The 24,072-nt window shown below is 69.8% G+C and carries 25 protein-coding genes; 8 read left to right on the forward strand and 17 right to left on the reverse strand.

Annotation, left to right across the window (positions count from 1 at the left end; genetic code table 11):
- The first annotated feature begins 65 nt into the window (after window positions 1-65).
- The 6 genes from EJ903_RS11575 to EJ903_RS26975 all read left to right on the forward strand — a co-directional run bounded on the left by EJ903_RS11575 (window position 66) and on the right by EJ903_RS26975 (window position 4,325).
- Window positions 66-1,046 (forward strand): phosphoribosylaminoimidazolesuccinocarboxamide synthase, encoded by a 981-nt coding sequence (locus EJ903_RS11575; RefSeq protein ID WP_126615299.1) that lies wholly within the window; start codon window positions 66-68, stop codon window positions 1,044-1,046.
- A gap of 72 nt (window positions 1,047-1,118) precedes the next feature.
- Window positions 1,119-2,078: a D-2-hydroxyacid dehydrogenase family protein gene (locus tag EJ903_RS11580; protein ID WP_210211430.1), complete on the forward strand. Its 960-nt coding sequence runs from the start codon at window positions 1,119-1,121 to the stop codon at window positions 2,076-2,078.
- A 20-nt stretch (window positions 2,079-2,098) separates the two neighbouring features.
- On the forward strand, window positions 2,099-2,809 hold the full coding sequence (locus tag EJ903_RS11585; protein ID WP_246015478.1) for a phosphatase PAP2 family protein: 711 nt from the start codon (window positions 2,099-2,101) through the stop codon (window positions 2,807-2,809).
- A gap of 96 nt (window positions 2,810-2,905) precedes the next feature.
- Window positions 2,906-3,460, forward strand: coding sequence for a hypothetical protein (locus EJ903_RS11590; protein ID WP_210211431.1), 555 nt, complete (start codon window positions 2,906-2,908; stop codon window positions 3,458-3,460).
- Between the two features lie 71 nt (window positions 3,461-3,531).
- The gene (locus EJ903_RS11595; protein WP_246015480.1) at window positions 3,532-3,936 is read left to right on the forward strand and encodes a hypothetical protein; all 405 of its coding nucleotides are present in this window, start codon (window positions 3,532-3,534) and stop codon (window positions 3,934-3,936) included.
- 53 nt (window positions 3,937-3,989) lie between these two features.
- On the forward strand, window positions 3,990-4,325 hold the full coding sequence (locus tag EJ903_RS26975; protein WP_158627921.1) for a hypothetical protein: 336 nt from the start codon (window positions 3,990-3,992) through the stop codon (window positions 4,323-4,325).
- 372 nt (window positions 4,326-4,697) lie between these two features.
- On the opposite strand, the gene EJ903_RS11605 is transcribed toward EJ903_RS26975, so the two are convergent.
- The 12 genes from EJ903_RS11605 to EJ903_RS11655 form a co-directional block, all read right to left on the reverse strand.
- Window positions 4,698-4,922, reverse strand: a complete 225-nt coding sequence (locus EJ903_RS11605; protein ID WP_126615303.1) for a hypothetical protein — start codon at window positions 4,920-4,922, stop codon at window positions 4,698-4,700.
- Between the two features lie 150 nt (window positions 4,923-5,072).
- A complete protein-coding gene (locus EJ903_RS11610) occupies window positions 5,073-6,077 on the reverse strand; it encodes a LysR family transcriptional regulator (RefSeq protein ID WP_126615305.1) in 1,005 nt (334 codons plus the stop codon).
- A gap of 90 nt (window positions 6,078-6,167) precedes the next feature.
- Window positions 6,168-6,614, reverse strand: a complete 447-nt coding sequence (locus tag EJ903_RS11615; protein ID WP_126615307.1) for a hypothetical protein — start codon at window positions 6,612-6,614, stop codon at window positions 6,168-6,170.
- Window positions 6,611-7,183 carry a type II secretion system protein GspM gene (gspM, locus tag EJ903_RS11620; protein ID WP_126615309.1) on the reverse strand — a complete coding sequence of 191 codons (573 nt, stop codon included), beginning with the start codon at window positions 7,181-7,183 and terminating at the stop codon, window positions 6,611-6,613. Before gspM ends, EJ903_RS11615 begins: the two co-directional genes overlap by 4 nt.
- Window positions 7,170-8,165 (reverse strand): PilN domain-containing protein, encoded by a 996-nt coding sequence (locus tag EJ903_RS11625; RefSeq protein ID WP_126615311.1) that lies wholly within the window; start codon window positions 8,163-8,165, stop codon window positions 7,170-7,172. Before EJ903_RS11625 ends, gspM begins: the two co-directional genes overlap by 14 nt.
- Window positions 8,166-8,189: 24 nt before the next feature.
- Entirely contained in the window at window positions 8,190-9,023 is an 834-nt protein-coding gene (locus EJ903_RS11630; RefSeq protein WP_126615313.1) for a type II secretion system protein GspK, read from the reverse strand.
- Window positions 9,020-9,718 carry a prepilin-type N-terminal cleavage/methylation domain-containing protein gene (locus tag EJ903_RS26980; protein WP_158627922.1) on the reverse strand — a complete coding sequence of 233 codons (699 nt, stop codon included), beginning with the start codon at window positions 9,716-9,718 and terminating at the stop codon, window positions 9,020-9,022. Before EJ903_RS26980 ends, EJ903_RS11630 begins: the two co-directional genes overlap by 4 nt.
- Window positions 9,715-10,098, reverse strand: coding sequence for a prepilin-type N-terminal cleavage/methylation domain-containing protein (locus tag EJ903_RS26985; RefSeq protein WP_158627923.1), 384 nt, complete (start codon window positions 10,096-10,098; stop codon window positions 9,715-9,717). The genes EJ903_RS26980 and EJ903_RS26985 overlap by 4 nt, the downstream gene beginning before the upstream one ends.
- On the reverse strand, window positions 10,095-10,601 hold the full coding sequence (locus tag EJ903_RS11640; protein WP_158627927.1) for a GspH/FimT family protein: 507 nt from the start codon (window positions 10,599-10,601) through the stop codon (window positions 10,095-10,097). The genes EJ903_RS26985 and EJ903_RS11640 overlap by 4 nt, the downstream gene beginning before the upstream one ends.
- On the reverse strand, window positions 10,582-11,031 hold the full coding sequence (gene gspG, locus EJ903_RS11645; RefSeq protein WP_126615320.1) for a type II secretion system major pseudopilin GspG: 450 nt from the start codon (window positions 11,029-11,031) through the stop codon (window positions 10,582-10,584). Before gspG ends, EJ903_RS11640 begins: the two co-directional genes overlap by 20 nt.
- The gene (locus EJ903_RS11650) at window positions 11,015-12,226 is read right to left on the reverse strand and encodes a type II secretion system F family protein (protein ID WP_126615322.1); all 1,212 of its coding nucleotides are present in this window, start codon (window positions 12,224-12,226) and stop codon (window positions 11,015-11,017) included. Before EJ903_RS11650 ends, gspG begins: the two co-directional genes overlap by 17 nt.
- Before the next feature lie 13 nt (window positions 12,227-12,239).
- On the reverse strand, window positions 12,240-13,874 hold the full coding sequence (locus EJ903_RS11655; protein WP_126615324.1) for a GspE/PulE family protein: 1,635 nt from the start codon (window positions 13,872-13,874) through the stop codon (window positions 12,240-12,242).
- Window positions 13,875-14,277: 403 nt separating this feature from the next.
- Here EJ903_RS11655 and gspD point away from each other — a divergent pair, with 403 nt between their 5' ends.
- Window positions 14,278-16,572, forward strand: coding sequence for a type II secretion system secretin GspD (gene gspD / locus EJ903_RS11660; RefSeq protein ID WP_158627924.1), 2,295 nt, complete (start codon window positions 14,278-14,280; stop codon window positions 16,570-16,572).
- Window positions 16,573-16,575: 3 nt separating this feature from the next.
- Here the strand turns inward: gspD and EJ903_RS11665 are convergent, their stop codons facing one another.
- A complete protein-coding gene (locus tag EJ903_RS11665; protein ID WP_126615329.1) occupies window positions 16,576-17,481 on the reverse strand; it encodes a DMT family transporter in 906 nt (301 codons plus the stop codon).
- 133 nt (window positions 17,482-17,614) lie between these two features.
- Here EJ903_RS11665 and EJ903_RS11670 point away from each other — a divergent pair, with 133 nt between their 5' ends.
- Window positions 17,615-18,328, forward strand: a complete 714-nt coding sequence (locus tag EJ903_RS11670; RefSeq protein WP_126615331.1) for an ArsR/SmtB family transcription factor — start codon at window positions 17,615-17,617, stop codon at window positions 18,326-18,328.
- Window positions 18,329-18,392: 64 nt separating this feature from the next.
- Here the strand turns inward: EJ903_RS11670 and EJ903_RS11675 are convergent, their stop codons facing one another.
- From EJ903_RS11675 to EJ903_RS11690, 4 genes are all read right to left on the reverse strand, one after another.
- Window positions 18,393-19,139: an outer membrane protein gene (locus EJ903_RS11675; protein WP_158627925.1), complete on the reverse strand. Its 747-nt coding sequence runs from the start codon at window positions 19,137-19,139 to the stop codon at window positions 18,393-18,395.
- Between the two features lie 41 nt (window positions 19,140-19,180).
- The gene (locus tag EJ903_RS11680; RefSeq protein ID WP_126615335.1) at window positions 19,181-21,319 is read right to left on the reverse strand and encodes a 3-hydroxybutyrate oligomer hydrolase family protein; all 2,139 of its coding nucleotides are present in this window, start codon (window positions 21,317-21,319) and stop codon (window positions 19,181-19,183) included.
- A 257-nt stretch (window positions 21,320-21,576) separates the two neighbouring features.
- Window positions 21,577-22,410, reverse strand: coding sequence for a carboxylating nicotinate-nucleotide diphosphorylase (nadC, locus tag EJ903_RS11685; protein ID WP_126615336.1), 834 nt, complete (start codon window positions 22,408-22,410; stop codon window positions 21,577-21,579).
- Entirely contained in the window at window positions 22,395-24,044 is a 1,650-nt protein-coding gene (locus EJ903_RS11690) for an L-aspartate oxidase (protein ID WP_126615338.1), read from the reverse strand. The genes nadC and EJ903_RS11690 overlap by 16 nt, the downstream gene beginning before the upstream one ends.
- Window positions 24,045-24,072: the final 28 nt, after the last annotated feature.

The following is a 24,072-nucleotide window of genomic DNA, read 5'->3' on the forward strand; positions in this document are numbered from 1 at the left end:
CGCCATGGCTCTGAGACCGGATTGGGGTAGTATGCCGCCCTCTTGTCTTGCCGGATTCGGAACACATGGTTGACACCGCTCTGCTCGCCCCGCACCTGACCAACGTCCTCGGCGACGCCTTCATCCCGGAGCTTCCCAATCATTACCGTGGGAAGGTGCGGGAAAACTACGATCTTTCCGACGGGCGACGGATTCTGATCACCACGGATCGTCTCTCGGCCTTCGATCGCATCCTGACGGCGCTGCCCTTCAAAGGGCAGGTGTTGACCCAGACCGCCCGTTTCTGGTTCGAAGCGACCAAGGACATCTGCGCCAACCATGTGTTGGAATACCCCGATCCCAACGTGGTGGTGGCCAAGCGTCTGACCATCATGCCGGTGGAAATCGTTGTGCGGGATTACATGGCGGGCACAACCGGAACCTCCATCTGGTCGATGTACAAGAAGGGCCGTCGCGAAATGTACGGCCACCGCTTCCCGGACGGGATGCGCGAGAACCAGCGCCTGCCGACTCCGATCATCACGCCGACGACCAAGGCCTTCGACGCCGGCCACGACGAGGAGCTGACGGCGGCGGAGATCGTCGGCCAAAATCTGTTGACCCGCGCCCAGTGGGACGAGGTGTCGGACAAGGCGCTGGCCCTGTTCGCGCGTGGCCGTTCCATCGCCGCCGAACGCGGCCTGATCCTGGTGGACACCAAATACGAGTTCGGCTTTGACGAGGCGGGCAACATCCTGTTGGCCGACGAAATCCACACGCCGGACAGCTCGCGCTACTGGTTCGCCCGCAGCTACCCCGAACGCTTTGCGGCGGGGGAACGGCCGGAGAGCTTCGACAAGGATTTCGTGCGCAGCTGGGTGACGGCGCGGTGCGATCCCTACACCCAGGACATCCCGACGATTCCCGACGACATCGTGCTTCAGGCCGCGCGGGTCTATATCGAAGCGGCGGAGGCCATCACCGGCCAGCCCTTCGACGTGCCGATCGAGGTCACGCCGGTGCTGGAGCGCATCCGCGCCAATCTGGCCCCGTATTTCGGAAAGTGATCGGACCGGGGGCCGTCCGGCGGCCCCCGGTTTTCCCGTCCCCCCGCACGGTCTTGCAACAAGGATCGACCCATGCCGTTGTCCGTTGCCATTCTCGACGATTATCAATCGGTTGCCCGCGATCTCGCCGATTGGTCGCGCTTGCCCGACGGCTCCAGCCTGACGGTGTTCGAGCAGCCGTTTGCCGATCTCGACGCGGCGGCGGTGGCGCTGGCCCCGTTCGATGTTCTGGTCATCATGCGCGAACGCACGCCCTTTCCAGCGGCGTTGATCGAGCGGCTGCCCGCGCTCAAGCTGCTGGTGACGACCGGGGCGCGCAACAACGCCATCGATTTGAAGGCGTGCGCGGCGCGTGGCATCCCGGTCAGCGGGACCGCCATGGTCGGCACCCCCACGGCGGAACTGACCTGGGGCCTGATCCTGGCGCTGGCCAAGCGGATCACGGTGGAGGAGCAGGCCCTGCGCGCCGGGCGTTGGCAAACCGGCATCACCGACGGGTTGGCCGGGCGGCGGCTGGGTCTGGTCGGCCTGGGCAAGCTGGGCACGCAGGTGGCGAAGGTCGGCCAGGCCTTTGGCATGGAGGTCGCGGCCTGGAGTCCCAATCTGACCGACGAACGGGCGGCGGCGGCGGGCGTGACCCGGCTGGACAAGGCGGAGCTGTTCGCCAGCGCCGACGTGGTCAGCGTGCATCTGGTGTTGAGCGATCGGTCGCGCGGGGTGGTCGATGCGGACTCCATCGCGCGGATGAAGCCGACGGCGTTGCTCATCAACACCTCGCGCGCCGGGCTGGTGGACGAGGCGGCGTTGATGGCCGCGCTGCGCGACCGGCGAATCGGCGGTGCGGGCATTGATGTGTTCCCGGTCGAACCCTTGCCCGCCGACAGCCCGTGGCGGGATCTTCCCAACACGGTGCTGACTCCCCATCTGGGCTATGTGACGCGGCAGAATTACGCGGTGTTCTATCGCGACGCCCTGGACGACATCCTGGCGTGGCAGCAGGGAGCGCCGATCCGGCTTCTGTCCGCCGCTTGACGGAGACGCGGGAGAGCGCTGTGCGGTTTGGAACGGGTCGGTTGTTGGTGGTTGCGGCGGTGGCCGCCGGGTTTTCCCTGGCGTTCCTCGGCGTGATGGCCCTGGTGCTGACCGGGGCGGCGGCGGGTTTCGACCGCGCGGTCCTGCTGGCGCTGCGCGACCCGCTCGATCCCGACCAGCCCGGCGGCCCCTGGTGGCTGGCGCGGATGGCGCGGGATCTGACCGCGCTGGGCAGCGTGACGGTGCTGGGTCTCATCACCCTGTTGGCCTTTGGCGCGCTGCTGGTGATGCGGCGCTGGATGGCGGCGCTGTCCCTGTTGCTGGCGGTGGGCGGCGGCACGGCGGTCAGCTCCACACTGAAGGCGTTGATCGGGCGGGCGCGGCCCGATCTGGTTCCCCATGGCGACGCGGTGTTGAGCGCCAGCTTTCCCAGCGGCCACGCCATGCTGTCGATGGTGGTCGGCCTGGCGGTGGGGGCGCTGCTGGCCCACGAGGTCGCCGACCGCCGCTTGCGGGTCTATGTGATGGCGGTGGTGCTGGGGCTGAGCCTGACCATCGGGGTGAGCCGGGTCTATCTGGGTGTGCATTGGCCGACCGATGTGCTGGCGGGCTGGCTGGTTGGCGGCGCTTGGGCGGCGCTGTGCTGGTGCGTTGCGGACGAGCGCATCGCTTTGGTCGGTCGACATAAGACGGTGGCGGCGTCCCGCTCCGTCGCGGGTGATCCGGCATAACGGTTATGCGATGCCGTTGCACACTGCGGGGTTGAACCGGTGGCGGCGCTCGCGGATAGTGCGCGCTCCTTCCCCCAATCCGATTCAAGCCCGGTGATGGCCGACCGTTCCCTGGACAGCGCGACTTTGGACGCCATCGGCGTGTTGGCCCGCGCGGTGGAGCAGGAGCGGGAGCCGGGCAAGATCGATTTCCTGCTGCTGAACGACGCCTTGCGCCGGGCCGGTGACAGCGGCAATCATGCCGATCTGGCCGAAGCGGCCCGCGTCTTCCATCGGTTGGATGGGGCCACCCGCGCCCGCATCGTCGCCCGCGCAACGGCGGAGGCCCACGCGCTGGCCGGTCGTGGCGAGGCGGCGCGTGAGGCGGTGACGGTGGAGGCGCCGGGCGCATTGTCGCCCGCCCCCGGTCTGTCGGCCAGCCGACCCGATGGAGCCGCGCCACGCCCGGCCAAGCGGTCGGTCGGATCGAGCTTTTTGGCCGCGCTCAACGGGTTTCGTCCGGGGCGGGCCAAGGCGGACAGCCGCGATGCGGCCAAGGGGCGGTTGATGGCGGCGGTGGAAACGCAGCGCGCCCTGCCGGTGATGGGTCTGGACGAGGTGATCGAGGGGGGCGGGCTGCGCCCCGGCCAACCGTTGCCACGGTCGGCGTGAGTGTTGTTGGAACAGATTTTTTCAGGCACAGATTTTTTCAGGCACAGACTTTTCCAGGCAGGGAGCCGCTTTTGACCGAGAGCACCATCACCGCCGCCAGCTTCCAGGTTGGCGACCGCGTCACCATCCACACCAGCCAGTCCGGGCCGCAGAGCATCGCGGTGGTGGAGCGTTACACCCACGACAAGCGTTGCATGGTCCTGTCCGACGGGTCGGAGTGGAAAGCCGATGGACGGCGGCAGTGGGCGTTTCGCGGCAGCTTCTACAAGGGGCCGGTGGTCCGCCCTTGCCTGCCGGAGGATGAGGAGCATGTCGGCAAGCGCCGCGCCATCGGCGCGTTGCGCAAATTCGCCGATGGTCTCAGTCTGGAATCGCCGTTGTCGGGCGATGCGCTGCGCCGGATTCTGGACGTCATCGCCCATGAAACCGCTCAAGCCCAGTCAAGCACCGCAAACAAGGTTGATACAGGCCGGTGAACGGCCATTGATGTGGAATGGAAGCGGAATGGGGGTGCAAAATCGGTCAGACCGTGACCGACACCCTCCCGCTCGAACCACCACCACCGGACGCCGCTGCGAAGGATGGCAAAGCGCTGTTGCCGGTTGAGCTGAAACCGGACGCCGGGGCGGTGGTCGTGCCGCTGGTCGCGCTGAACACGCCACTGCTGCCTGTTGCGCCGCTGCTTGCGAAGCCGGTCAACCCGCCGCTGTCGGTGGTCGACGCCCTGCCGCTGGTCCCGGCCCCCGACACGCTCGGGGTGTCAGCGCTGCCGGTTTGGCTGGTTGATGGGCTACCGGTTTGCGCGACGCTGTCGGTGGAGGTCAAACGGCTGGCGGTGCGGCGGTATTCCTCCACCACGCGCTGAGAGGGGATTTGATCCTGCGTTGCGCCGGTGTCAACGTCGCGGAACAGCAGCACCGCCACGCGGGCGCTTTGATCGTAGCGCAGGAACGGGCTGATGTAGCCACCGACGCCGGTCGAGGCTTTCTTGTCCGATGTGGATTCGGAGGGCGCAACGCTGGACGAGGTGGTCTCGTCGGTTGTTTGGCTGTTGGCAACGCCTTGGGGTGTGGTGAACGCCGTTGGGCGAGTCACCACAGCGGCGGAAACGGAACCGATGCCCATGGTTGCCTCCCCGTCTGGCTGTGTTGCGTGACCACGGAACGCCGTGGCAAGGCTCCGATGCGGACCGGACGATGGCGGGCGCGCATGCCCGCCGGGCGTCCAGCCGGTTCGGTCACACCGAGATGTTCAGATTTTGCCCACGCGTCGGCGTGGTGTTGCCGCCCGACGTGCTTTGCGTGGTGTTCTGCGCTTCCTGCTGTCGGCGGGTGCGCTCGGTCTCGTCTTCCTGCGCGGTTTCCGCCGGTGCGGTGGACCGTTGCGCGGCGGTCGGCCCGCTGCTCAACGGGGTGGTGTAAGGCTGGTAGCTGCCATACCCGCCGATGCTGCTGACGCCCATGATCGACTCCTCTGGCCGCTGCTGTGGCGACCTTGTGAACCCTTGATAGGCAAATTTTGCCTCAAGCCGAGGGGAATAGCCACTGAAATCGACTCCCGGAACGCCCGTGCAGTCTCTTGTCAATGAACAAATCGCGCAATGGACAAGAAATTACATGTCCTTTTCCGTGAATATTTCAACCCCGTTCAGGATTGGTTCGGGCGCCCGTGCGTCCGCTCGCCACAAGGCCGCTTCGACCGCCAGCGACCAAAAGCCTTCCATTGCTTTGCTTTGCCGGGCGCGGTGGCGCACCAGACGGATTTGCAGTGGGACGGCCCACGCGCTCTCGCCCGCCGCCACCAGACGTCCTCGCGCCAGATCCTCGGCGATCAGGCTTTCCGGCAACCAGGCAACCCCGCGCCCGTCGCGGGCCAGGGTCCGCAAAATCGGGGTGGTCGGGGCGGTGAACACGGTGTTGAGCCACAGGGGCGTGATTGGGGTTGACCCGGAGTCCGGCGGCGGGGCGGCGTTGCGGACCGCCTCCAAAATCCGCCCCAGACCCGACTCGCGGCTGTAGGACAGGGCGGGAAGGGGCGACTCGGGGCGGCCAGGCAAGGGGTGGCGGGGTTGCCCCTCGGCATCGGGCGCGCAGACCGGCAGCAGGCGGTCGGTCCCCACCAGAATGGATTGCAGCGCGTCGCCGCTCTGGCGTGGGCGCGGCGTTGCGGGGTGGGCGTGGCACAGCAGGAACTGCACCCGCCCGCTCAACAGCGCCTGTTCACCGGCCTCCAACCCGTCGGAGGTCAGCGAAACGGAGCCAAGCCGCCCCTTCTGCTCCAACCCGCGCAGCCAGGACGGAAAGACGGTGAGCGCCAAAGCCGGGGTAGTGGCGAAACGCAGGGCGGTGGCATCGGCCTGGGCGACGGCGCGCGTCTCCTCCCGCCCTTGCAGCAGGCGGCGCAAGACTTCTTCGGCCACCGGACGGAATCGGCGTCCGGCGTCGGTCAGGGTGAACGTGCCGTCCTCCCGCTCGAACAGCGGCGCGCCGACCCAATCCTCCAACGCGCGCAGGCGTCGGGCCAGCGCGTCGGGCGTCAGGTGCCGGGCGTCCGCTGCGCGCGGCAGGCCGCCGCCGTCGATCACCGCCAGAAAATCGTCAAGCCATGACAGATCCATCGTCCCGCCGGTCTTGCTGCAACGCGGCGGCAACTCTGGCACCGGCGGACCGATCCCGTCCATCCCCGCGTTGAACAGGTCCGCCGCGCGTCAATTGACCGGCTTGTCCGGGATGGGGGGAACCAGGCCCAGCACCGGAACTGTGGCGCGCTGGTCATTCACGCTCAGGGTCAGGCCGCTGCGTCCGATGCCATCGATGGTCCAGCCCTGCACCCTATCGCCAACAGACACGCGGCGTTCGCTGCCCGCCGCCGCGCGCAGCACGGCGATGGCGCGGCCTTGGCGGTCCACCGCGACCCCGATCACGCGCGTCCCCTCTGCTGGAACCGGCGCAAGGGCAGGGGCGGCGGTTGGCGCACTCTCAACCATGGCGGGGGCGGCGCGGCGGCTGGGAAAGAACAGCGGCCGCTGCACCATCGCGTCGAACGTGTCGCGTGGCGGCAGCTCAAAGGCGGTGGCCGGGGTGCACAGGGGCAGGCCCAGCAGCGCCGACGCGGCAACACGGGCAAGGACGCGGCTGATCATGGGGCGTTTCATGGCGCGCTTTCCAGAAAGCCGATGACGGTGAAGGTGACGTCCATCTGATCGGTGCCGAAGGCCAGCGACCGCACCGCCAACCCATCCACCAGCAACCGGGGCCGCCCGCTTTCCACCGCGTGCAGCAGATCGCGCAGGGCGCGCGGGTCGGCGGCCACGCGCATCTGCACGGCGATGCGGCGGAACCCGGCGTCGTCGTCGCGCCCGTCCACCCCTTGCGCGTCCATCACCTGCGTGCTTTGCACCCGCGCGCCGCGCGCGGTGGCCAGATCGGTCATCCGCGCCTGCAGATCGGCCCCGGCCAGCGCCGGGGTGGCCCCTTGCAGGAAATCGGGCGATCCGGCGGCCTTCAACGCTTCCCGCTGGCGTTCCAGCGCCGGGCGGCGGTCGAGCAGGCGTTGCTGATGCTCCACCTGTTGCTGCGCCCGTTCGACCTCCGCCAGCAGATCGGCGCGCAGCGCCAGCAAGGGCAGCAGCAGCGCGACGGCGGCCACCGCCACCAACACCCCGGCGGCCAGACGCGAAGCCGGGCTGCCCGGCGTTGGAAAGGTGCCATTACGGAGCGTCATTCGGAACCACGCGGGCGGACAGTTGGAACCGGTCGCCCCCGGCGGCCTCGCGCACCACGGCGGAGCGGAACTGCACGTCGGCGAAATGGGGGGAGGCGGAGAGCAGCGCGGGCAGCCGGTTGGCGTCCCCCGCCTGCCCGATCAACAGGGCGACGCCGTTGTCGAGGTGAAATTCGTTCAGCCACACGTCGTCGGGCAGCAGACGGCTCAACACCTCCAGCACCACGGTGGCGCTGGCGGTTTCGGCCTTGCGGCGGTCGGCGTAATCGCTGGCGGTCTTGCGGTCCTCCAGCGCGGTGGCGAGGCGGCGGACCTCGGCGGCGGCGCGCCCGTTCTCCGCCAACGCGTCGGTCAGGGCGGCGCGCTCCCACAGCGGCGGGGCGAGCAGCGCGCTGGCCAGCGCCAACGGCACGAGCAGCGGCAGCCACCGCGCCGCCTGCCGAGCGGAGGAGGGAGGATCGTCGGCGTCCAGCGGCAACCGGGTCCACCCGCCCTCGCCGTCCTCCACCTCCAACGCCGATGGGGTCAGGTTCAGGGCGCGCACGGCGTCGAGCGCCGATTCCACGGCGGCGCGCGGCACGACGGTGACGCGCACGTCGATCAGCCGGTCATCTTCGCTCGGGCCAAGGATTGCCGCGTCGAACCACACCTGATCGGCGGGCCAGGGCGTGCGGTGGTCGATCTGGTTGGCGACGATGGGGCGCAGATGCGCGGCGGCGGCGACCGGCAGGGACAGGCGGCGGACCAGCGCCTTCACGCCCGGGCGCACCACCACACGGCTGCCCCGGCGCGGCGGCTTGTCCAACCCGCCGCCGTCGCGGCGGCGCAACCGCATGCGGCCCTCCTCGCGCACGGCCAGCAGGGCGGGCGCGGCGTCCGTCCGCCAGGAGGGCGGCAGCCACAGGGCCAGTTCCGCCATCAACCAATCCGCGCAGGGGCGGAAAAAGGGCCGACGGGCGTCGGGGGCATGCGGTGTGGTCATGGTGGTGTGGTCATGACGGTGCAATCACGGCGCGGATCCCAGGGAAAACGGAACTGGCTCGCGCCATTCCAAAACACGGTACGGAACCGGATCGGGCGGGTCCAGCAGCAAGACGGTGGCCTCTGCCGTCGCCACGCCGCCCGCCGCCCCGGTCGCCCGCACCCGCACCGACACCACACGGCCCACCGACGGGACCGTCGGGTCGGGTTGATCGAGCGCGGCTTGGGCGGGTCGGCGTTCCGGCAGGGCGGCGCGCACCAGCGGCCCGGCGACCGACGGAACCGTGCCCAGGATGGAGCCGTCCACCGTCAGCGCCTCCCCCAGCCGCCGGGGCAGGTCGGGGGGCGCGCCGGGGACGCTCGCCAACTCCTCCACCGACAGGAAGCTGCGGCGGGGCAGGCCGTCGGGGTTGGGGGACAGAGCAGAGGCGCCATCGGTGTCGTCGTCGCCGCGCCACTGCACCACCGCTTGCGCCAGCTCCGCCGGGTTGGCGACACCGATGACGCCGAACAGCGCGGCCAGCAGGGCGGCGGGCGCGCGGTTCAGGTCGACGCGCCCGGCCTCCTCGAACACTCGCAGTTCCAGCCGCCCGCCGCCAAAGGGCAGGGCGCGCGGCGTGCCGTCGGTGGCGATGCGGTGGGTGAGGTCGGGGTCGGTCGCGCCCAGCACGCCCAGCGCCACCCCGGCGTCCAGCAGGGCGCGGGCCTCCGCCCCCGCCCCGACGTTGGCGATGCGCCGCACCTCATAGCGCGCCGTGGTGGCCAGCCCGGCGGCGAGCGTGGCGGCGACCGCGACGACGCCCAGCACCAGAACCAGTGCGAAACCGGCCTGACGGGGGAAGGGGGGACGGCGGGTCATGGCGGGATCGGCGCGTCGCGGCACAGCAGCGGGGCGGCGCTGAGGCACCCCCGGTCGCCGTCGCTGTGCGGGCGGATGACGATGTCGGGCCACACCGCGCGCCCGTCGCGGCCCCGCGCGCTGAGGCGGACCAGATGCGGCAGATCCTGGCGCGCGGTCCAGCGGTCCAGCCAGCGCGCGCCGTCGTGATAGGCCCAGGCCAGCCGATAGGGGCCGTCCAGCAGGGTGGCGCTGCGCAGCGGCGGGTCCAGCGCCTGCACGGCGGGGCGGGTCAGCAGCCGGTGTTCCTGATAGAGCAGCCGCGCGCCGGTCGCCGTCTCCTCCACCCGGAAGACCGCCAGATGCAGCCCGGCTCCCTCGCGCGCCGGGTCGCCGAACAGCGGGGTGGCGAGGGTGGCGCTCTCGCCGGTGAAGACATAGGCCGCCTCGCGCGCCAGACCGACGGCCAGCGGAAAGCCGCGCCCGATCTGGCGGCGCAGGACATCCTCCGCCACCGCGAAGGACGCGGTTTCGGCCAGCAGCGCCGTGCCCCGGTCGTGCGCCCAACCGGTCATGCGCACGCCCCCCGCCGCCGCCGCCAGCACCAGGGCGAGCAGCGTCATGGTGACGAGCAGTTCGATCAGGGTGAAGCCCGCCTGCGCCCGGTTGGCCGCCTCCCGGTTGACCACCGTCCGGTGTTGGGTTGCCGCCGTCATGCCGGTTTCCCCAGCTTCAGGCTGGACAGGGTCAGGCTGCGCCCGCCGTCCCAGCGCACCGTCACGACGACGGCGAAGGCGGCAACGCCGCGCGGCGGGGTGAAGGGCAGCGCTGCGGGCGGCTGGGCGCGCACGGCCAGGCTCCAGCGCAGGCCGTCGGCCGCCTCGCCGCTCCAGTCGCCGGGTTGGGCCGGATCGCGGGCCATCGCCCCGGCCAGCGTGGATTCGGCCAAGGCCACGGCGCGGGCGCGCTGGGCGGCGGTGCGGGCGGCGGTCAATCCGCCGTCGATCACCCGCCACGCCGCCCCCAGCACCAGCGCCAGCAGGGCCAGCGCGGCCAGCACCTCGATCAGGCTGAATCCGGCGGAGCGGTTCGTCATGCGCGCCGCCCATCCCCGGCGTGAGGACGGACGGAGACGGCCCCGGTCAGCCAATCGACGCGCAGCGTCACCGCGCCCGCCGGGTTGCGCAAGGTCACGTCGCCGCCGTCCGACCCGCCGTTCGGGTGAAAACGGATCAGGCCGCGCGCGGTGGACGCCGCCGCCCCGGCGGTCATCGTCACCGCAAGCCCCGGATCCAACGCGCCATCCAGCGCGGATCCGGTCAGCGTGGAACCGGCGACCCCGAAGCGCCGCTGTTCAAGGTCAAGGACAAAGGCGCTGTCGGCGTTGCGCATCACCGCGTCGCTGCGGGCCAGCGCCAACGCGGCGGCGACGCTGCGCGCGCCCGCGTTCAGCCGCGCCCGGTCGCCGCCCTGGCCCGACAGCGCCGGAACCAGCGCCAGCAGCAGCCCGGCCAGCGTCAGCGTGACCAGCAGTTCAAGCAGGGTGAAACCGTCCTGCCCCGCGCGAGGGGGCGGGCGGTCAGTTGCGGATGTCTTCATCCTCGCCCGTGCCGCCTTCGCGGCCATCGCGGCCCAGGCTGATGAGGTCGAAGGGGCGGCCCTGGCCGGGCGCGCGGTAGACGAAGGGGGTGTTCCACGGGTCGGCGGGAACCGTCCCGCCCTTGGCCAGATAGGGGCCGTGCCAGCCATTGACGCCCGCCGGGGCTTCAACCAGCGCCTTCAGCCCCTGCGCCGTCGTCGGGTAACGGCCGACGTCCAGGCGGTAGAGGTCGAGTGCCGCCCCGAGCTGTTCGATTTGCAGCTTGGCCGATTTGGTTTTCGACCCGCCGACATAGCTCAACACCTGCGGCCCGACCAGACCGGCCAGCAGACCGAGGATGACCAGCACGACCAGCAGCTCGATCAGGGTGAAACCGGCCTCGCGCGCGGCGGGCTGGGGCCGGGAGGGAGGGTTAGAATGCGAGTTCATTGATCGACATCACCGCAGAAAGGATGGACACGACGATGCCGCCGACCAGCACGGCCAGCAGCAGGATGCAGGCCGGTTCGAACACCGCCAGCACGCGTTTCAACGACAGCTCGACCTTGGCGTCGAACAGCCCGGCGAGGTGGTTCAGGATCTCCTCGATCCGTCCGCTTTCCTCGCCCACCTTCAAAAGCTGAACCGCCAGCGGCGGCATCGGCGCGTCCGGCGGCAGCGACGCGGCCAGCCCGCGCCCCTCCGCCGCCCCTGCCCGCATCGCCAGCGTGGCGCGGGACAGGCTGCGCAGCCCCGCCACCTCCGACGCCAGACCCAGCGCGGCGGGCAGCGGAACCCCACCCTTCAGCAGCGTGCCCAGCGTCCGGCACAGGCGCGCGGTGGCGGCCATGGCGACAAGCTCGCCCACCATCGGGGTTTTCAACACCGGCCCTTCCCACCAGCCGGGTGGCAGGCGGCGCAGGATCACCGGGGCGGCGACCAGCAGCACCAGCGCGCCGATCATCAGCGCCGTGCCATGGGCGATCAGCCCATCGGACGCGGACAGCACCAGTTGGGTGGAGGCGGGCAGCGACCGCCCGCCCTGTTTCAACATCGGCGCGAATTGCGGGACCACCTGGGTCAGCAGCAGCAGCAGCGACCCCACCGCCGCGATCATCAGCACGATGGGGTACATCAGCGCCGATTGGATTTGCTCCCGCAGCTTCAGCGCGCGTTCCAGCAGATCGGCCAGATTGGCCAGTGACACGTCCAGCGTGCCGCCCGCCTCGCCCGCCTTGACCATCGCCAGCACCAGCGGCGGAAAGCCGCCCACCGCCGTCAACGCCTCCGCCAACGTGCCGCCGCCGCGCAACCGTTCCAACGCCTGTTCCAGACGCGGGCGCAGGCGGGGCGGCCCGGCCTCCGTCGCCAGCAGGCGCAGGGCCTGTTCCACCGTCTGCCCGGCCCCGATCAGCAACACCAGTTCGCGCATGGCGATGGCAAGGTCGCGCGCCTCCGCCCCCGCGCCGGGGGACAGGCGGAAACGACCGCCACCCAAGCCGCCCGCCGTCACCGGCTTGGCCGCCACCGGCAGCAACCCTTGCGATTCCAGATGGCGCAGCACGGCGCGGGCGTCGCGCGCCTCCATCCGGCCTTCGCGCAGTTCGCCCGCCGGGGTCAGGGCGCTGTAGGTGAAATGCGGCACCGCGTCGTCCCCCTCACCACACGTCGCACACGCGCTGGATCTCCTCCAGCGTGGTCAAGCCGCGCTGGACCTTGACCAGCCCGTCGCGGAACAGGGTGGACATGCCGCCCGCCACCGCCGCCGCCTGGATGGCGTCAGCCCCGGCCCGTTGCAGAGTCAGCGCGCGCAGCGGCTCGTTCATCGTCATCATCTCGTAAATCCCGACCCGTCCGGCGTAGCCGGTCCCGCCGCAATCCGGGCAACCGACCGGGCGATGGATTGTCACCGCCGCCCTCGTTTCCGTCTCGCCCGCCACTGGCACCAGACCAGCATCGGCCAGCAGGCGCAGCGTTTCCGGGTCGGCGGGTTCGGCCCTGCGGCAGGCGCGGCAGAGCAGGCGGACCAGCCGTTGCGCGATCACCGCCCGGACGGAGGAGGTCAGCAGAAAGGGTTCCACCCCCATGTCCATCAAGCGGGTCAGCGCCCCGGCGGCGGAGTTGGTGTGCAGGGTGGACAGCACCAGATGGCCGGTCAGCGCGGCGTGGACGGCGATGTCGGCGGTTTCCGGGTCGCGCGTTTCACCGACCATGATGACGTCGGGATCCTGGCGCACCAGCGCGCGCAGCACGGTGGCGAAGGTCAGGCCGATGGCCGGTTTGACCTGCACCTGATTGACCCGCTCCATGTGGTATTCGACCGGGTCCTCCACGGTCAGGAGCTTGCGCTGGCGGGCGTCGATCAGGCCGAGCGCGGCGTAGAGCGTGGTCGATTTGCCGCTGCCGGTCGGCCCCGTCACCAGAACCATGCCATTCGGGGCCTGGGCCAGCCGCTGCAACACCGCCTCCTGCGCGGCGTCGAAGCCAAGGGACGACAGGCTGCGCACCCCGGCACCGGGATCGAGCAGGCGCGTCACCACGCTTTCGCCATGGACGGTGGGCAGGGTGGAGATGCGCAGGTCGAGCGGGCGGCCGTTGACGCGGTGGGCGATGCGGCCATCCTGCGGCAGGCGGCGTTCGGCGATGTTGAGGTTGGCCAGAATTTTGATGCGCGACACCATCGCCCGGCCCAACCGCTTGGGAACCGGTTCCTGGTCGCGCATCACGCCATCGACGCGCAGGCGCACGGCGATCTTGTCGGCGAAGGGTTCGATGTGGATGTCGCTGGCCCCCTGCCGCACCGCCTCCTCGATCAGGTGATTGACCAGCCGGACGACCGGGGCGTCGCTGGCCTGCGACTTCAGTTGGTCGAGGTCGTCGTCCGCCGGGCCGCCGCCGTCCAGATCGGCAACGATCCGCCCCATCGCCGACAAACCACCGCAGGCCCGGTCGATCGCCGCGTCGATGTCGCCCGCCGCCGCCACCCCGACCCGCACCGGCAGGCCGCAAGCGATCTCCAGGGATTCCAAAGCCTCCGCGTTGTCGGGATCGGCGATGGCGACCAGCAGAACGCCGTCGGTGTCCGACAACGGAAAGGCGCGGGCCTGCCGCAGGAAATTGGCCGACACCCCAGCGGCAGCGGTGGCCAACCCCTCCACCTCCTCCAGCGACAGGAAGGGCAGGTTGCGCCGTTCGGCCAGCGCGCGGGCGCGGGCCTGTTCCGACCCCGAACCGGCCCCCGGCGCGTCCGTGGTGAACGCACCCGATGTCAACGCATCGGATTCAGCGCGCATGGTCGGCCCAAACGGGTGGCGGAGTGAGGTCGCCTGTCATCAACGACGGTGTCCTGGCGTGGCGTTTCGGATGTGGCGTGTCCGGTGTGGCGATGCCCTCAACGGTCCGGGTTCTGGGCCGGAACGGATCCCGCGCTGTGGCCTTGGAATCAGGCGGCGGCGGGCCGGTGTTGTTGGGGTGATTGTGCGTTACAACAGCCATTTTCCGCCATCGATTTTTTGCAAGCGGATGCGCTGAATTTCTCTGGATTTTCCTGGAAATTTCGCAGAGCTGGCAAGGCTTTCCGGCAATCGCGCCGGGGGGCGAACAATTCACTGGACGGGAGGGGGCAGAGCGCGGAAATCTGCCCTGGAAACGAGACAAGCGGCGACAAGCCCGCATCCGGCGCGCAGGGGGATTTTGGTGACAACACACGGGGGAAAGCGGCTGCGGAAAGGCTGGATTCTGGCCTCGGCGGCGGTGCTGGCGCTGGGCGCCTGTCAGACCAAGGGGGACCGCACCGACCGGCCCCTGTCGGACACCCTGTCCAGCTTGGGAATCGACCCGGCGGGGCGGGGAAACGATCCGCAAAGCCTGACCGCCGCCAACGGCGCGCGTCCGGCGGCCGTCGGCGGGAACCCGGCCCAGCCCATCATCGTTCGCGGGCAGGAACCGGGGGTCGGCACCGGCGCGCCGGTGCGGCCGCTCGCCACCGGCGGGGCCATCGAATTGAATTTCGAGGACGCCGGAATCCCCACCGTCGCCAAAACCATTCTGGGCGATCTGCTGGGGCTGACCTACAGCGTCGATCCGCGCGTCCAGGGGCGGATGACGCTCGCCGCCGGTCGCCCGATGGCGCGGGCCGAGGCGCTCAGCCTGTTCGAAACCGCCCTGCGGATGAACGGCGCGGCGTTGCTGGTCCATGACGGCGTCTATTCGGTCGTGCCCGCGTCGGAGGTCCGGCAGCCGGGCAGCCCGGCGCGCTACGCCGACATCGCCAACGCCGCCGGGGCGGTGGGCAGCGCCTTCAGCCTTTACGCCCCGCGCCATGGGCAGGCGACCAGCCTGAAAACCATTCTGGATCCGCTCTACCCCGTGCAGGGGATGATCCAGGCCGATGCCGAACGCAATCTGCTGATCGTGTCCGGGACCGGCGAAGAACGCCGCGCGGTGATCGAGGCGGCGCAGGGCTTTGACCAGGATTTCCTTGCCGGTCAATCGGTTGGCGTCTTTCCGCTGTCGCGCGCCACCCCGGCGGAGGTGATCGACGAGCTGAGCATGATCTACGCGATCAAGGGCGGGGCCGACAGCAACGTCCGTTTTCTGCCGGTGGACCGGATGCGGGCGGTTCTGGTCGTGGCCCGCCGCGCGGCGGTGCTGGAGCAGGCGGGGGCCTGGATTCGGCGGCTCGACCAGGGCGGCGACGGCGAACGCACGATCAACGTCCACCCGCTGCAGCACGCCAAGGCCGCCGATCTGGCCCGCGTGCTGTCGCGCCTGTTTGGCGGCGGCGCTGGCGACAGCGGGTCGCCGCTCGCCCCCAATGTGCAGGGCGCGCGGCTGTCGGTGGACATGGCCAACGGCGCCGCGAGCGGCGGTGCGTCCTCCACGCCGGGGACCCCGGCCACCAGCTTTTCCAGCGGGTCGAGCGGCGCAAGCGTGGGCGGATCGGCCAACGGGTCGTCGGGTGCGGCCAGCGGTGGCGGCCTGTCCAGCGCGCGGACGGCGCGCAATTCCGCCGCCTTCGGCGCGGGCGACAGCAGCGGGTCGGAGTTCGGCGCGACCGGTGGCGGCGCTGGCAACGCACCGCGCATCGCCGCCCACACCACCAGCAACTCGCTGGTCGTCTACGCCACCCCGGCGGAATACCGGCTGATCCAGGCGGCCATCGCCAAGCTCGACATCGTGCCGCAACAGGTGATGATCGAGGCGACCATCGCCGAGGTGACGCTGAACGATTCCCTGCGCTACGGCGTTCAGTATTTCCTGAAGGGCAACGGCTTCGCCAACGTCAAGGGCAACTCCTTGGGCTTTGACAGCAACGACAAGGCCGGTTTGCAATCGCTGTTGCCCGGATTCAACGCGGTGTTGGGCAGCGTGACCGACCCGCGCGTCGTCATCAGCGCGCTCGACAGCATCACCAACGTCAAGGTCGTGTCCTCGCCGCAGGTGGTGGTTGAGGACAATCAACAGGCGCTGTTGAAGGTCGGCGACAAGGTGCCGGTCATCACCCAACAGGTGGTGTCCACCACCACGACGAACGCGCCGCTGGTCAACGCCATCGAGTTCCGCGACACCGGCGTGATCCTGTCGGTGACGCCGCGCGTCAACGCCGACGGGACCGTTTCCATCGACGTGGTGCAGGAGGTGAGCGCGGTGTCGCGCAGTGCTGACACCGGAACCCTGACCCCCACCATTTCCCAGCGCCGGATCGAAAGCGCCATCAGCGTGCGCAACGGCCAGACCGTGGCGTTGGGCGGCCTGATTTCGGAAGATGACCAGGGCGGACGCAGCGGCGTGCCGCTGTTGTCCGACGTGCCGGTGGTGGGAGAGCTGTTCTCCTACAACGACCGTTCGCGCAAACGCACCGAACTGATCGTTTTCATCACCCCGCGCATCATCCGCGATTCCAACGACGCCCGCCGGGTGACGGAGGAGCTGATGGGCCGCCTGCGCTCGCTGCAAGCCCCGGCTAAACCGGCGAAAACCGGCGGGTGACGGTCAGGCCCGTGCCGGGCGGGGTTTGGCTGGGATGGTCATGGCGGCGACGCCCACGACCACGCAGGCGAATCCTGCCCACGCGCTGGCGGTCAGGGTCTCGCCCAAAAACAGGACTCCAAGGGCGACCCCGATGGGCACGCGCATATAGGCCTGCGCCGTCGTGCCGACCGATCCCAACGTCTTCACCAGCCGAAAGTAGATGGTGAAGGCCAGCGCGGTCGACGCGACCGACAGGGCGACCAGGGCGGCGATGGATTGTGACGATGGCGTCAAGGTCCACGGCGCATCGATCACAAGGCTGATCGGAATGAGGATCATCGCTCCGCACAGCAGCGACCCCGCCGCCGGAAGCATCGGGTCCAGATCATGGAAGCGTTTGCCGAAAATGGCGGCTCCGGCGTAGCAGACGGTCGCGGCGACGAGGGCCAACTGCGCGCCCAATTGCTGGCCAAGGCCGCTGAACGCCTCCAATCCGATGATGAGGCCGGTTCCGACGATTCCGGCGACGACCCCGACCGCCTTGCGCGCGGTCACGGTTTCGTGCCGGGTCAGGCACACCGTCAGGAGAAAGGTGAAGATCGGTGTTGTCGCGTTGAGGATCGTCGCCATGCCAGCGTCCACGGTTCGCTCCGCCCACGCGATCAGGGTGAAGGGCAAGACGCTGTTCAAACCGGCCTGCGCCAGGAACCCCGCCCAGATTCGGGCGTCAAGCGGCATCGACAGGCCGCGCGCCTGGATGACCAGCAGCAGCAGGACACCGGCGATCGCCGTGCGTGCGGCGATCAGCGTGATCGGTGGGATGGTCGCCACCCCCAGCTTGATGAGGCTGTAGGACGCGCCCCACAGGGTGGCGAGCAGCAGCAGCAGCGCCAGCTCGGATTTCAGGTTGGGGGAGGGGGATGACATCGACAACCTCGGGTCATGTTGGTTGACCGACACGATAGTCGGCGCGAGGCGGCGGTGTCCGGTGTCGATGTTTCGGGAACGGCCGAACCGTTGGCGCGGGATTCCGCCCTGCAAACGGACTATGCTGCCACTCATGTCCACCATCGCCTCCGGCAACGCCATTGCAACGGTCGCCGCCCTGATTGGCGATCCGGCCCGCGCCAACATGCTCGCGGCCTTGATGGGCGGTCAGGCCCTGACCGCCGGGGAGTTGGCCTGGCACGGCGGCATCAGCGCATCAACGGCGAGCGGCCATTTGGCAAAGCTGGCGGAGTCCGGGCTGTTGACCGTCGAGAAGCAGGGGCGGCACCGCTATTACCGTTTGTCGTCGGTTGATGTTGCCCAGGCGATGGAAGCCTTGATGGTGCTCACCGGAAAGGGGCCGAAGCGCCATCGGCCCGTCGGCCCACGGGACGAGGCGTTGCGCGCCGCCCGCACCTGTTACGATCATCTTGCCGGTCGGCTGGGCATCGCCCTGACCGATGCGCTGTGTGCCCGGAACCATGTTCACTTGGCCGACGGTGTCGGCGTTGTGACGCCGGAGGGAGAGCGGCTGTTCCGTGACTTCGGTGTTGATGTGACCAGCGGTGGGGCCGGACAGCGCCCGCTGTGCCGGGCGTGTTTCGATTGGAGCGAGCGCCGCCATCATCTGGCCGGGCGTTTGGGAGCCGGGTTGCTGGATCGGGCGCTGGCGTTGGGGTGGTTGGCGCGATCCCCCGACAGCCGGGCCGTGACCGTGACCGCCGAGGGGGAGCGCGGCTTTGTCGACATGTTTGGTGTCGTGGATCAGTGGCGCGGCGCGCGATGAAAAAAGCCGGTCGCCTCCTGCGAAGCGACCGGCCCCTTTCAAAACCGCTTTTTCAAATCACCGCTCAGAAGGCGTAGCGCAGACCCAGGGTCAGTTCGTGGGTGCGCAGGTTGGCGGTGCGCGGCGACACGGTGGTGGACACGCCCAGACCGGTCAGGGTGACGCCGCTCTTGGCCTTGCCCGCGTCGAGGTAGCGGTAGCCGAGATCCACCGTGATGGCGTCGGTCACGGCGATGCCGGTTCCCGCCATCACCTGCCAGGCGAAGTTCGTCCGGGTCGAGCCGTTCAGGCTGTAGCGGTCGAAGTTGGTCGGGGTGGTGGCAAGCCCGATGACGCTGGTGTCGGTCACGGTCAGATCGGCCAGCTTGTTGCGGGAGAAACCCAGACCGGCCCCTACATAGGGTTTGAACACGCCCAGTCCGTCGGTCAGCCCGGTGATGTCCAGGTAGAGGTTGGCGAAGCCGCGCAACGACGACACCTTGCCGTCGTAGGTCAGGCTCTGCACGCTGTCGCGGCCGTTCCAGTTTTTCGGAAAGCGGTAGGACAGCGTCAGATCGGTGCGCAGCGCCGGCGTGAACTGCCAGCCCACGCCGCCGCCGACGATGGCGGCGCTGGGCAGCTTGCGCGTGATGGTCTGGCCCATGTCGTCGGCGCGGAAGTCGAAGGAGCGACCGAAGGACGCCCCGGTGTCCAGCCGCACATAGGGGCCGGTCTTCGTGGCCGTCTGGGCGGCGGCGGGCAGCGCCGCCGTCACCGTCACGGCCGTGGCCAGCAGCAGACCCGCAAGGGTGTTCGTCAACGTCTTCGTCATGATGGTGCCTTCTCCGGGCGGCGGTTGTTGCGGGCGGCGGGTCATTGCGGGATGACGACGGTGCTGTTCGACACCGAAATCGCGTTGGCCGCCGTGGGCGTGGTCGCCATGTCCGGCAGGAAGGTCTTGTAATTGGCCGCCGTCAGCGCCGACGTGCGCGGCGACACCGTGCGCACCACCTGGCTTTGCGGCAGGGCGGTCCCGCTGCGCAGATTGGCCAGCATCGCGTCCAGGCCACGGACGAAATAATGGTGGATCGGCAGATAGATCGGGGCGGAGGCCGGGCCGAAGGTGCTGATCAGCGATTCAAAATGCTGGGTGTTGGGAACCTCGATGTAGCTCAGCTTGCTGGCGGCCCCTTCGACGATCTTGTTCCAGCCGAAATAGGCGCGCCCGGCGTGGTTGGGGTGGATGACCTCGTCGTTGCGAGCCTGGATGATCAGCGCGGGCAGGCCGCGCAGATTGGCGGTTCCCACCACCTCCTGCATCCCCTGGCGCACGCGGGTGGAGTTGATCTTGTCGCGCATGCTCATGCGGGTTCCCGGTGCTGCCTCGCCGGTGACAAGGCTGCGGTAGCACAGGGCGGCGTCAAGGTTGAGATCGGCCAGACCGGTGGAGCGGGACACCGCCATCACCTCGTTGATCGGGCCGTTGGCCGCGTTCTCCGCGATCACGTTGATGCCACCGGCGGGCGGGATGATGTTGCCCGCCGCAAACAGCAGGGCGGCGGTGGCGGCGGGCAGCTGGATTGGCGCGCCCGCCGTGTTGGTGGCGGAGAAGCTGGTTCCGCACAGCACGTCGTCCACGCGGAAACGGCCATATTCGGCGACGTAGGTGTTGATGATCTGGCGGTAGGCGTTGAGATTTTCCATCAGCGGAATTTCCCAGTCGCCTTCGCTCAGATAGCCGTAATTGTGGATGATCTGGAGCGATTCCGCCGCCTGGGCCGCCAGCGTGTTGGTGGACAGCAGCCCTTTGCCCCGCAACGCCGTGCAACGGTTGGCCCGCGAACCGGTGGGGGACCCCGACGGATCGGCGTTCAGCACCGCCCCGGTCAGCGAGGAGTCCAGCGCGGCGCAGGGGGCGTAGAGCGCGATCTGCGTGTAGTAATCAATGAAATGCTTGCCCGGCGCGGTCAGTGTGCTGGTGCCATAGCGGATCGACAGGCCGGAACGCTGCGGCGGGATCACGTTGGGGATGACGGCGACGACGCCCTGGACCAGCCCCTTGGTGTCCTTTTCCGCCGCCATCACCGCCGCGCCGCCGCCGTTGGACACGCCGCCGGCAATCACCTTGGTGTTGGAGGGCGCGAACAGCAGTGACCCGCCCGCCAGATACTGGTTCATGGCGTAGAAACCGAACTCGATGGCCTGGAGCGTGTAATCGCCCCATTTGCCATCGACCAGCTTGCCGGAATGCGCCTGCTTGTAGGCCAGACGGTTGGGGTAGGCGCTGGCGAAGGCCCCCTGGCTGGTGGTGAAGGAGGCCGCGAAGTTGGTGGCCGAGCCGACCGAACCGCGCGGCAGGAACTGGCCGAAGCGGTCGAACAGATAATCCCGGCTGACGTCGTGGAAGAAATTCCCCGTGCCCTTGTCGGTGTAGACGGCGACGCAGCCGTTGCGGAAGGCCCATTCGCCCGCCGTGCCGATGGCCCCATAGACGTTGCGCGAGCCGGATGACGGGCCTGTGACCATGCAGGGTCGAATCCGGTCGGCGTTGGCCGGGATCTGCACGATGACGGTCTGGAAATTCGATCCCGACCCGTCGTCGGTCAGCGCGATGTATTCGCGGCCCGCCACTTTGCCTTCGGTGCCGGTGTCGTTGTAATTGGCGTCCAGGTTGGGGCCGTACAGCACGCGCCAGCCGCCGCCGGTGCTGGTGTCCACCAGACCGCGATAGGCGTTGTGGATGGCGCGCCGCCGCAGCTCCGCCACGGTGGGGGACAGCGGGTTGGCGATGGTGGGGGCGGTCGCCGACGACAGGCCGGTCACGCCCAGCCCGGCGGTCAGCAGATCGTCGGACACGCCGTCGTAGTCGGTGACGCTCAGCGTCTGCGACAGCACGAAGCTGGGCAGCGCGTTTTGCGCCGAAGCGGTTCCCGCCAGCAGACCCGGCACCAGCGCGCTCGTGGCCAGCAGACCAAAGGCCAGCGCCTTCGACCCAACACGCATACGAAGCATCCGTATCCCCCTTCCAATCTTTTTATGGCGCAACGCGGTGGGTCCGACGTTGCGGGCGACCGAAGGATGCAACGGGTGTGCCGCAATTGGGGGTGCGGATGATGGGCGGTGGTCGGTGGGTTCAACCCATTCGTACCAAAGGGTTTTGACCGGTGGCGGCCGGGTGTGGGCGTGGCGGCTTGGGTGATGGATCTGTCCGCCGTTCCGACAGGTGTGTGGAGCGGTGGACAGTCCGTCACATCAACGACACGAACGCGTCACATGTCCAGGCCCAGATCCAGGTTCGGGGCGCTGTGGGTCAGCCACCCGCAGGAAATCATGTCGACCCCGGTTTCGGCGATGGCGCGCACGCTGGACAGGGTGACGTTGCCCGACGCCTCGGCCAACAGCCGCCCGTCGATCATCCGCACCGCGCGGCGCAGCGTGTCGGGATCCATGTTGTCGAGCAGAACGACATCGACCGGCAGGCCCAGCAGCTCGTCCAACTGGTCGAGCGTGTCCACCTCGACCTCCACCTTCACCATGTGGCCGATGTGGGCGCGGACCCGCTCCACCGCCGCGCGCACGCCACCGGCGACGGCGATGTGGTTGTCCTTGATGAGCACGGCGTCGTCGAGGCCGAAGCGGTGGTTGAAGCCGCCGCCCAGCTTGACCGCGTGCTTTTCCAGCAGGCGCAGGCCGGGCGTGGTTTTGCGGGTGCAGACGATGCGGGCCTTGGTTCCTTCCACCGCATGGACCAGGGCGCGGGTGGCGGTGGCGATGCCGGACAGGCGGCCCATCAGGTTCAGCCCGGTGCGTTCGGCGGTCAGCAGGGCGCGGGCCGACCCGGTCAGGGTGGCGATGGTCCCGCCGGGGCGCACGTCGCCGCCGTCGGCCACCGTCGTTTCAATCGTCATGGCGGGGTCGAGCAGGCGGAAGGCGATCAAGGCCGCCTCCAGCCCGGCGACGCGGCCATCCTTGCGCGCGGCGATGCGCGCGGTGGCGGTGGCGTCGGCGGGGATGATGCTGTCGGTGGTGATGTCCCCCGCCCGCCCCAGATCCTCCAGCAGCGCGGCGCGGACGATCGGTTCGATGGTCAATGGATGCAGCATGCGGCGTCTCCGGGCAGCGGGCCGGTGGTTCCGGCCAGATCGGTCAGGGTGTGGGTGCGGCGGCTCAGGGGTTGCGCCAGCGCGGGATTCGCCAGGGGGTGGTCGGTGCGGCAATGCGCCCCCCGGCTTTCCTCGCGCGCCAGCGCGGCTTGAACGATCAGGCGACCGACGAGCAGCCGGTTGCGCGCCTCGCCCCAGCGGCGGACGGCGGTCGGCGTGGGAGCGCCGTCGGTCGGGTCGCCGCGCAGGGTGTCGAGCGCGGCGGCGAGCCGTCCCAGCTTGCGGCGGGCGGCCAGCAGGCCCAAGCCGTCGCGCACCAGCCCGGCCCCCTCATACAGCACGCGGCGCGATTCCGCCGTCAGCGCGTCGAGCAGGGCACCACCGACCTCCGCCGCCACGGCGGGCGGGGTGGGCAGGGCAAAGGGCGGCAGCGGGGCGAGCGGGCGCGCCGCCACGTCGCGCGCCACCCGCCCACCGAAGACCAGCGCCTCCAACAGCGAGTTGCTGGCCAGCCGGTTGGCCCCATGCACCCCGGTGCAGGCGACCTCGCCGCAGGCCCACAGCCCGTCCAGGCTGGTGCGCCCATCGGGATCGGTGACAACACCGCCCATGTGGTAATGGGCCGCCGGGGCCACCGGGACCGGTTCGGCGAAGGGGTCGAGGCCGTGGCGGGCGCAGATCGCCAGCACGGTGGGGAAACCCTCGGGCTTGGCCGCCAGCGCCGGGCGCAGGTCGAGGAAGACGCGCTCCCCCGCCTTGATCCGCGCGCCGATCGCCCGCGCCACCACGTCGCGCGGGGCCAACTCCGCCAACGGGTGTTCGGTCCGCATGAAGCGCTCCTCCGCCCGGTTCCGCAGGGTGGCCCCGGCCCCGCGCAGCGCCTCGGTCAGCAGCGGGCGGGGATCGGCCTCCACATCCAGGGCGGTGGGGTGGAACTGCACGAACTCCAGATCGGCCAGCGCCGCCCCGGCGCGGGCGGCCAACGCCAGCCCGTCGCCGGTCGCCTCCGCCGGGTTGGTGGTGCGGGCAAAGGCCGCCCCCACCCCGCCGGTAGCCAGGATGACGCGCGGCGCGCGGTGCAGCACCCAGCCGTCGGCGTGCATCGCCAGCACGCCGCACACCCGGTTGCCGCGCATCACCAGATCGACGGCGAAGGCGTTGGCCTCCACCCGCACCGACGGCGTGGCGCGCAGCCGGTCGGCCAGCGCCAGCACCAGCGTGCGCCCGGTGGCGTCGCCCCCGGCGTGGACGATGCGGGCGGCCCCGTGCGCGGCCTCCCGACCCAGCAGCGCGGCCCCGCTGGCGTCGCGGTCGAAGGGCAGGCCATCGGCCAGCAGGGCGCGGATGCGGTCGGCCCCGTCCTGGGTCAACAGCGCCGCCATCGCCGCGTCCACCAGCCCGGCCCCGGCGTCGCGGGTGTCGGCGGCGTGGTCCTGCGGGCTGTCGCCGGGACCGATGGCGGCGGCGATGCCGCCCTGGGCGTAGAGGCTCGACCCGCCGGGCAGATCGTCGGTCTTGGTCAACAGGGTGACGGCGCGCGGGGCGAGCGCCAGCGCCGCCGTCATCCCGGCCAACCCGGATCCGACGACGACGATCTCAGCGTCGCGGACCGTGCAGGGCGTGCTGTGGGTCATGGCGTCCTCAACGGGTTGGGGGGAGGGG

The organism is Azospirillum griseum, from assembly GCF_003966125.1.
Classification (GTDB): domain Bacteria; phylum Pseudomonadota; class Alphaproteobacteria; order Azospirillales; family Azospirillaceae; genus Azospirillum; species Azospirillum griseum.

What these genes read in the sequence shown, in the direction of transcription:
- nadC (WP_126615336.1), bottom strand. Translation starts at nt 22,410, where the DNA reads ATGCTGCATCCATTGACCATCGAACCGATCGTCCGCGCCGCGCTGCTG.
- EJ903_RS11580 (WP_210211430.1), top strand. Translation starts at nt 1,119, where the DNA reads ATGCCGTTGTCCGTTGCCATTCTCGACGATTATCAATCGGTTGCCCGC.
- EJ903_RS26985 (WP_158627923.1), bottom strand. Translation starts at nt 10,098, where the DNA reads ATGACGAACCGCTCCGCCGGATTCAGCCTGATCGAGGTGCTGGCCGCG.
- EJ903_RS11655 (WP_126615324.1), bottom strand. Translation starts at nt 13,874, where the DNA reads ATGCGCGCTGAATCCGATGCGTTGACATCGGGTGCGTTCACCACGGAC.
- EJ903_RS11625 (WP_126615311.1), bottom strand. Translation starts at nt 8,165, where the DNA reads ATGACCACACCGCATGCCCCCGACGCCCGTCGGCCCTTTTTCCGCCCC.
- EJ903_RS11605 (WP_126615303.1), bottom strand. Translation starts at nt 4,922, where the DNA reads ATGGGCGTCAGCAGCATCGGCGGGTATGGCAGCTACCAGCCTTACACC.
- gspM (WP_126615309.1), bottom strand. Translation starts at nt 7,183, where the DNA reads ATGACGCTCCGTAATGGCACCTTTCCAACGCCGGGCAGCCCGGCTTCG.
- EJ903_RS11615 (WP_126615307.1), bottom strand. Translation starts at nt 6,614, where the DNA reads ATGAAACGCCCCATGATCAGCCGCGTCCTTGCCCGTGTTGCCGCGTCG.
- EJ903_RS11575 (WP_126615299.1), top strand. Translation starts at nt 66, where the DNA reads ATGGTTGACACCGCTCTGCTCGCCCCGCACCTGACCAACGTCCTCGGC.
- EJ903_RS26980 (WP_158627922.1), bottom strand. Translation starts at nt 9,718, where the DNA reads ATGACGGCGGCAACCCAACACCGGACGGTGGTCAACCGGGAGGCGGCC.
- EJ903_RS11640 (WP_158627927.1), bottom strand. Translation starts at nt 10,601, where the DNA reads ATGAAGACATCCGCAACTGACCGCCCGCCCCCTCGCGCGGGGCAGGAC.
- EJ903_RS11630 (WP_126615313.1), bottom strand. Translation starts at nt 9,023, where the DNA reads ATGACCCGCCGTCCCCCCTTCCCCCGTCAGGCCGGTTTCGCACTGGTT.
- EJ903_RS11690 (WP_126615338.1), bottom strand. Translation starts at nt 24,044, where the DNA reads ATGACCCACAGCACGCCCTGCACGGTCCGCGACGCTGAGATCGTCGTC.
- EJ903_RS11680 (WP_126615335.1), bottom strand. Translation starts at nt 21,319, where the DNA reads ATGCTTCGTATGCGTGTTGGGTCGAAGGCGCTGGCCTTTGGTCTGCTG.
- EJ903_RS11675 (WP_158627925.1), bottom strand. Translation starts at nt 19,139, where the DNA reads ATGACGAAGACGTTGACGAACACCCTTGCGGGTCTGCTGCTGGCCACG.
- EJ903_RS11665 (WP_126615329.1), bottom strand. Translation starts at nt 17,481, where the DNA reads ATGTCATCCCCCTCCCCCAACCTGAAATCCGAGCTGGCGCTGCTGCTG.
- EJ903_RS11670 (WP_126615331.1), top strand. Translation starts at nt 17,615, where the DNA reads ATGTCCACCATCGCCTCCGGCAACGCCATTGCAACGGTCGCCGCCCTG.
- gspG (WP_126615320.1), bottom strand. Translation starts at nt 11,031, where the DNA reads ATGAACTCGCATTCTAACCCTCCCTCCCGGCCCCAGCCCGCCGCGCGC.
- EJ903_RS11610 (WP_126615305.1), bottom strand. Translation starts at nt 6,077, where the DNA reads ATGGATCTGTCATGGCTTGACGATTTTCTGGCGGTGATCGACGGCGGC.
- EJ903_RS11590 (WP_210211431.1), top strand. Translation starts at nt 2,906, where the DNA reads ATGGCCGACCGTTCCCTGGACAGCGCGACTTTGGACGCCATCGGCGTG.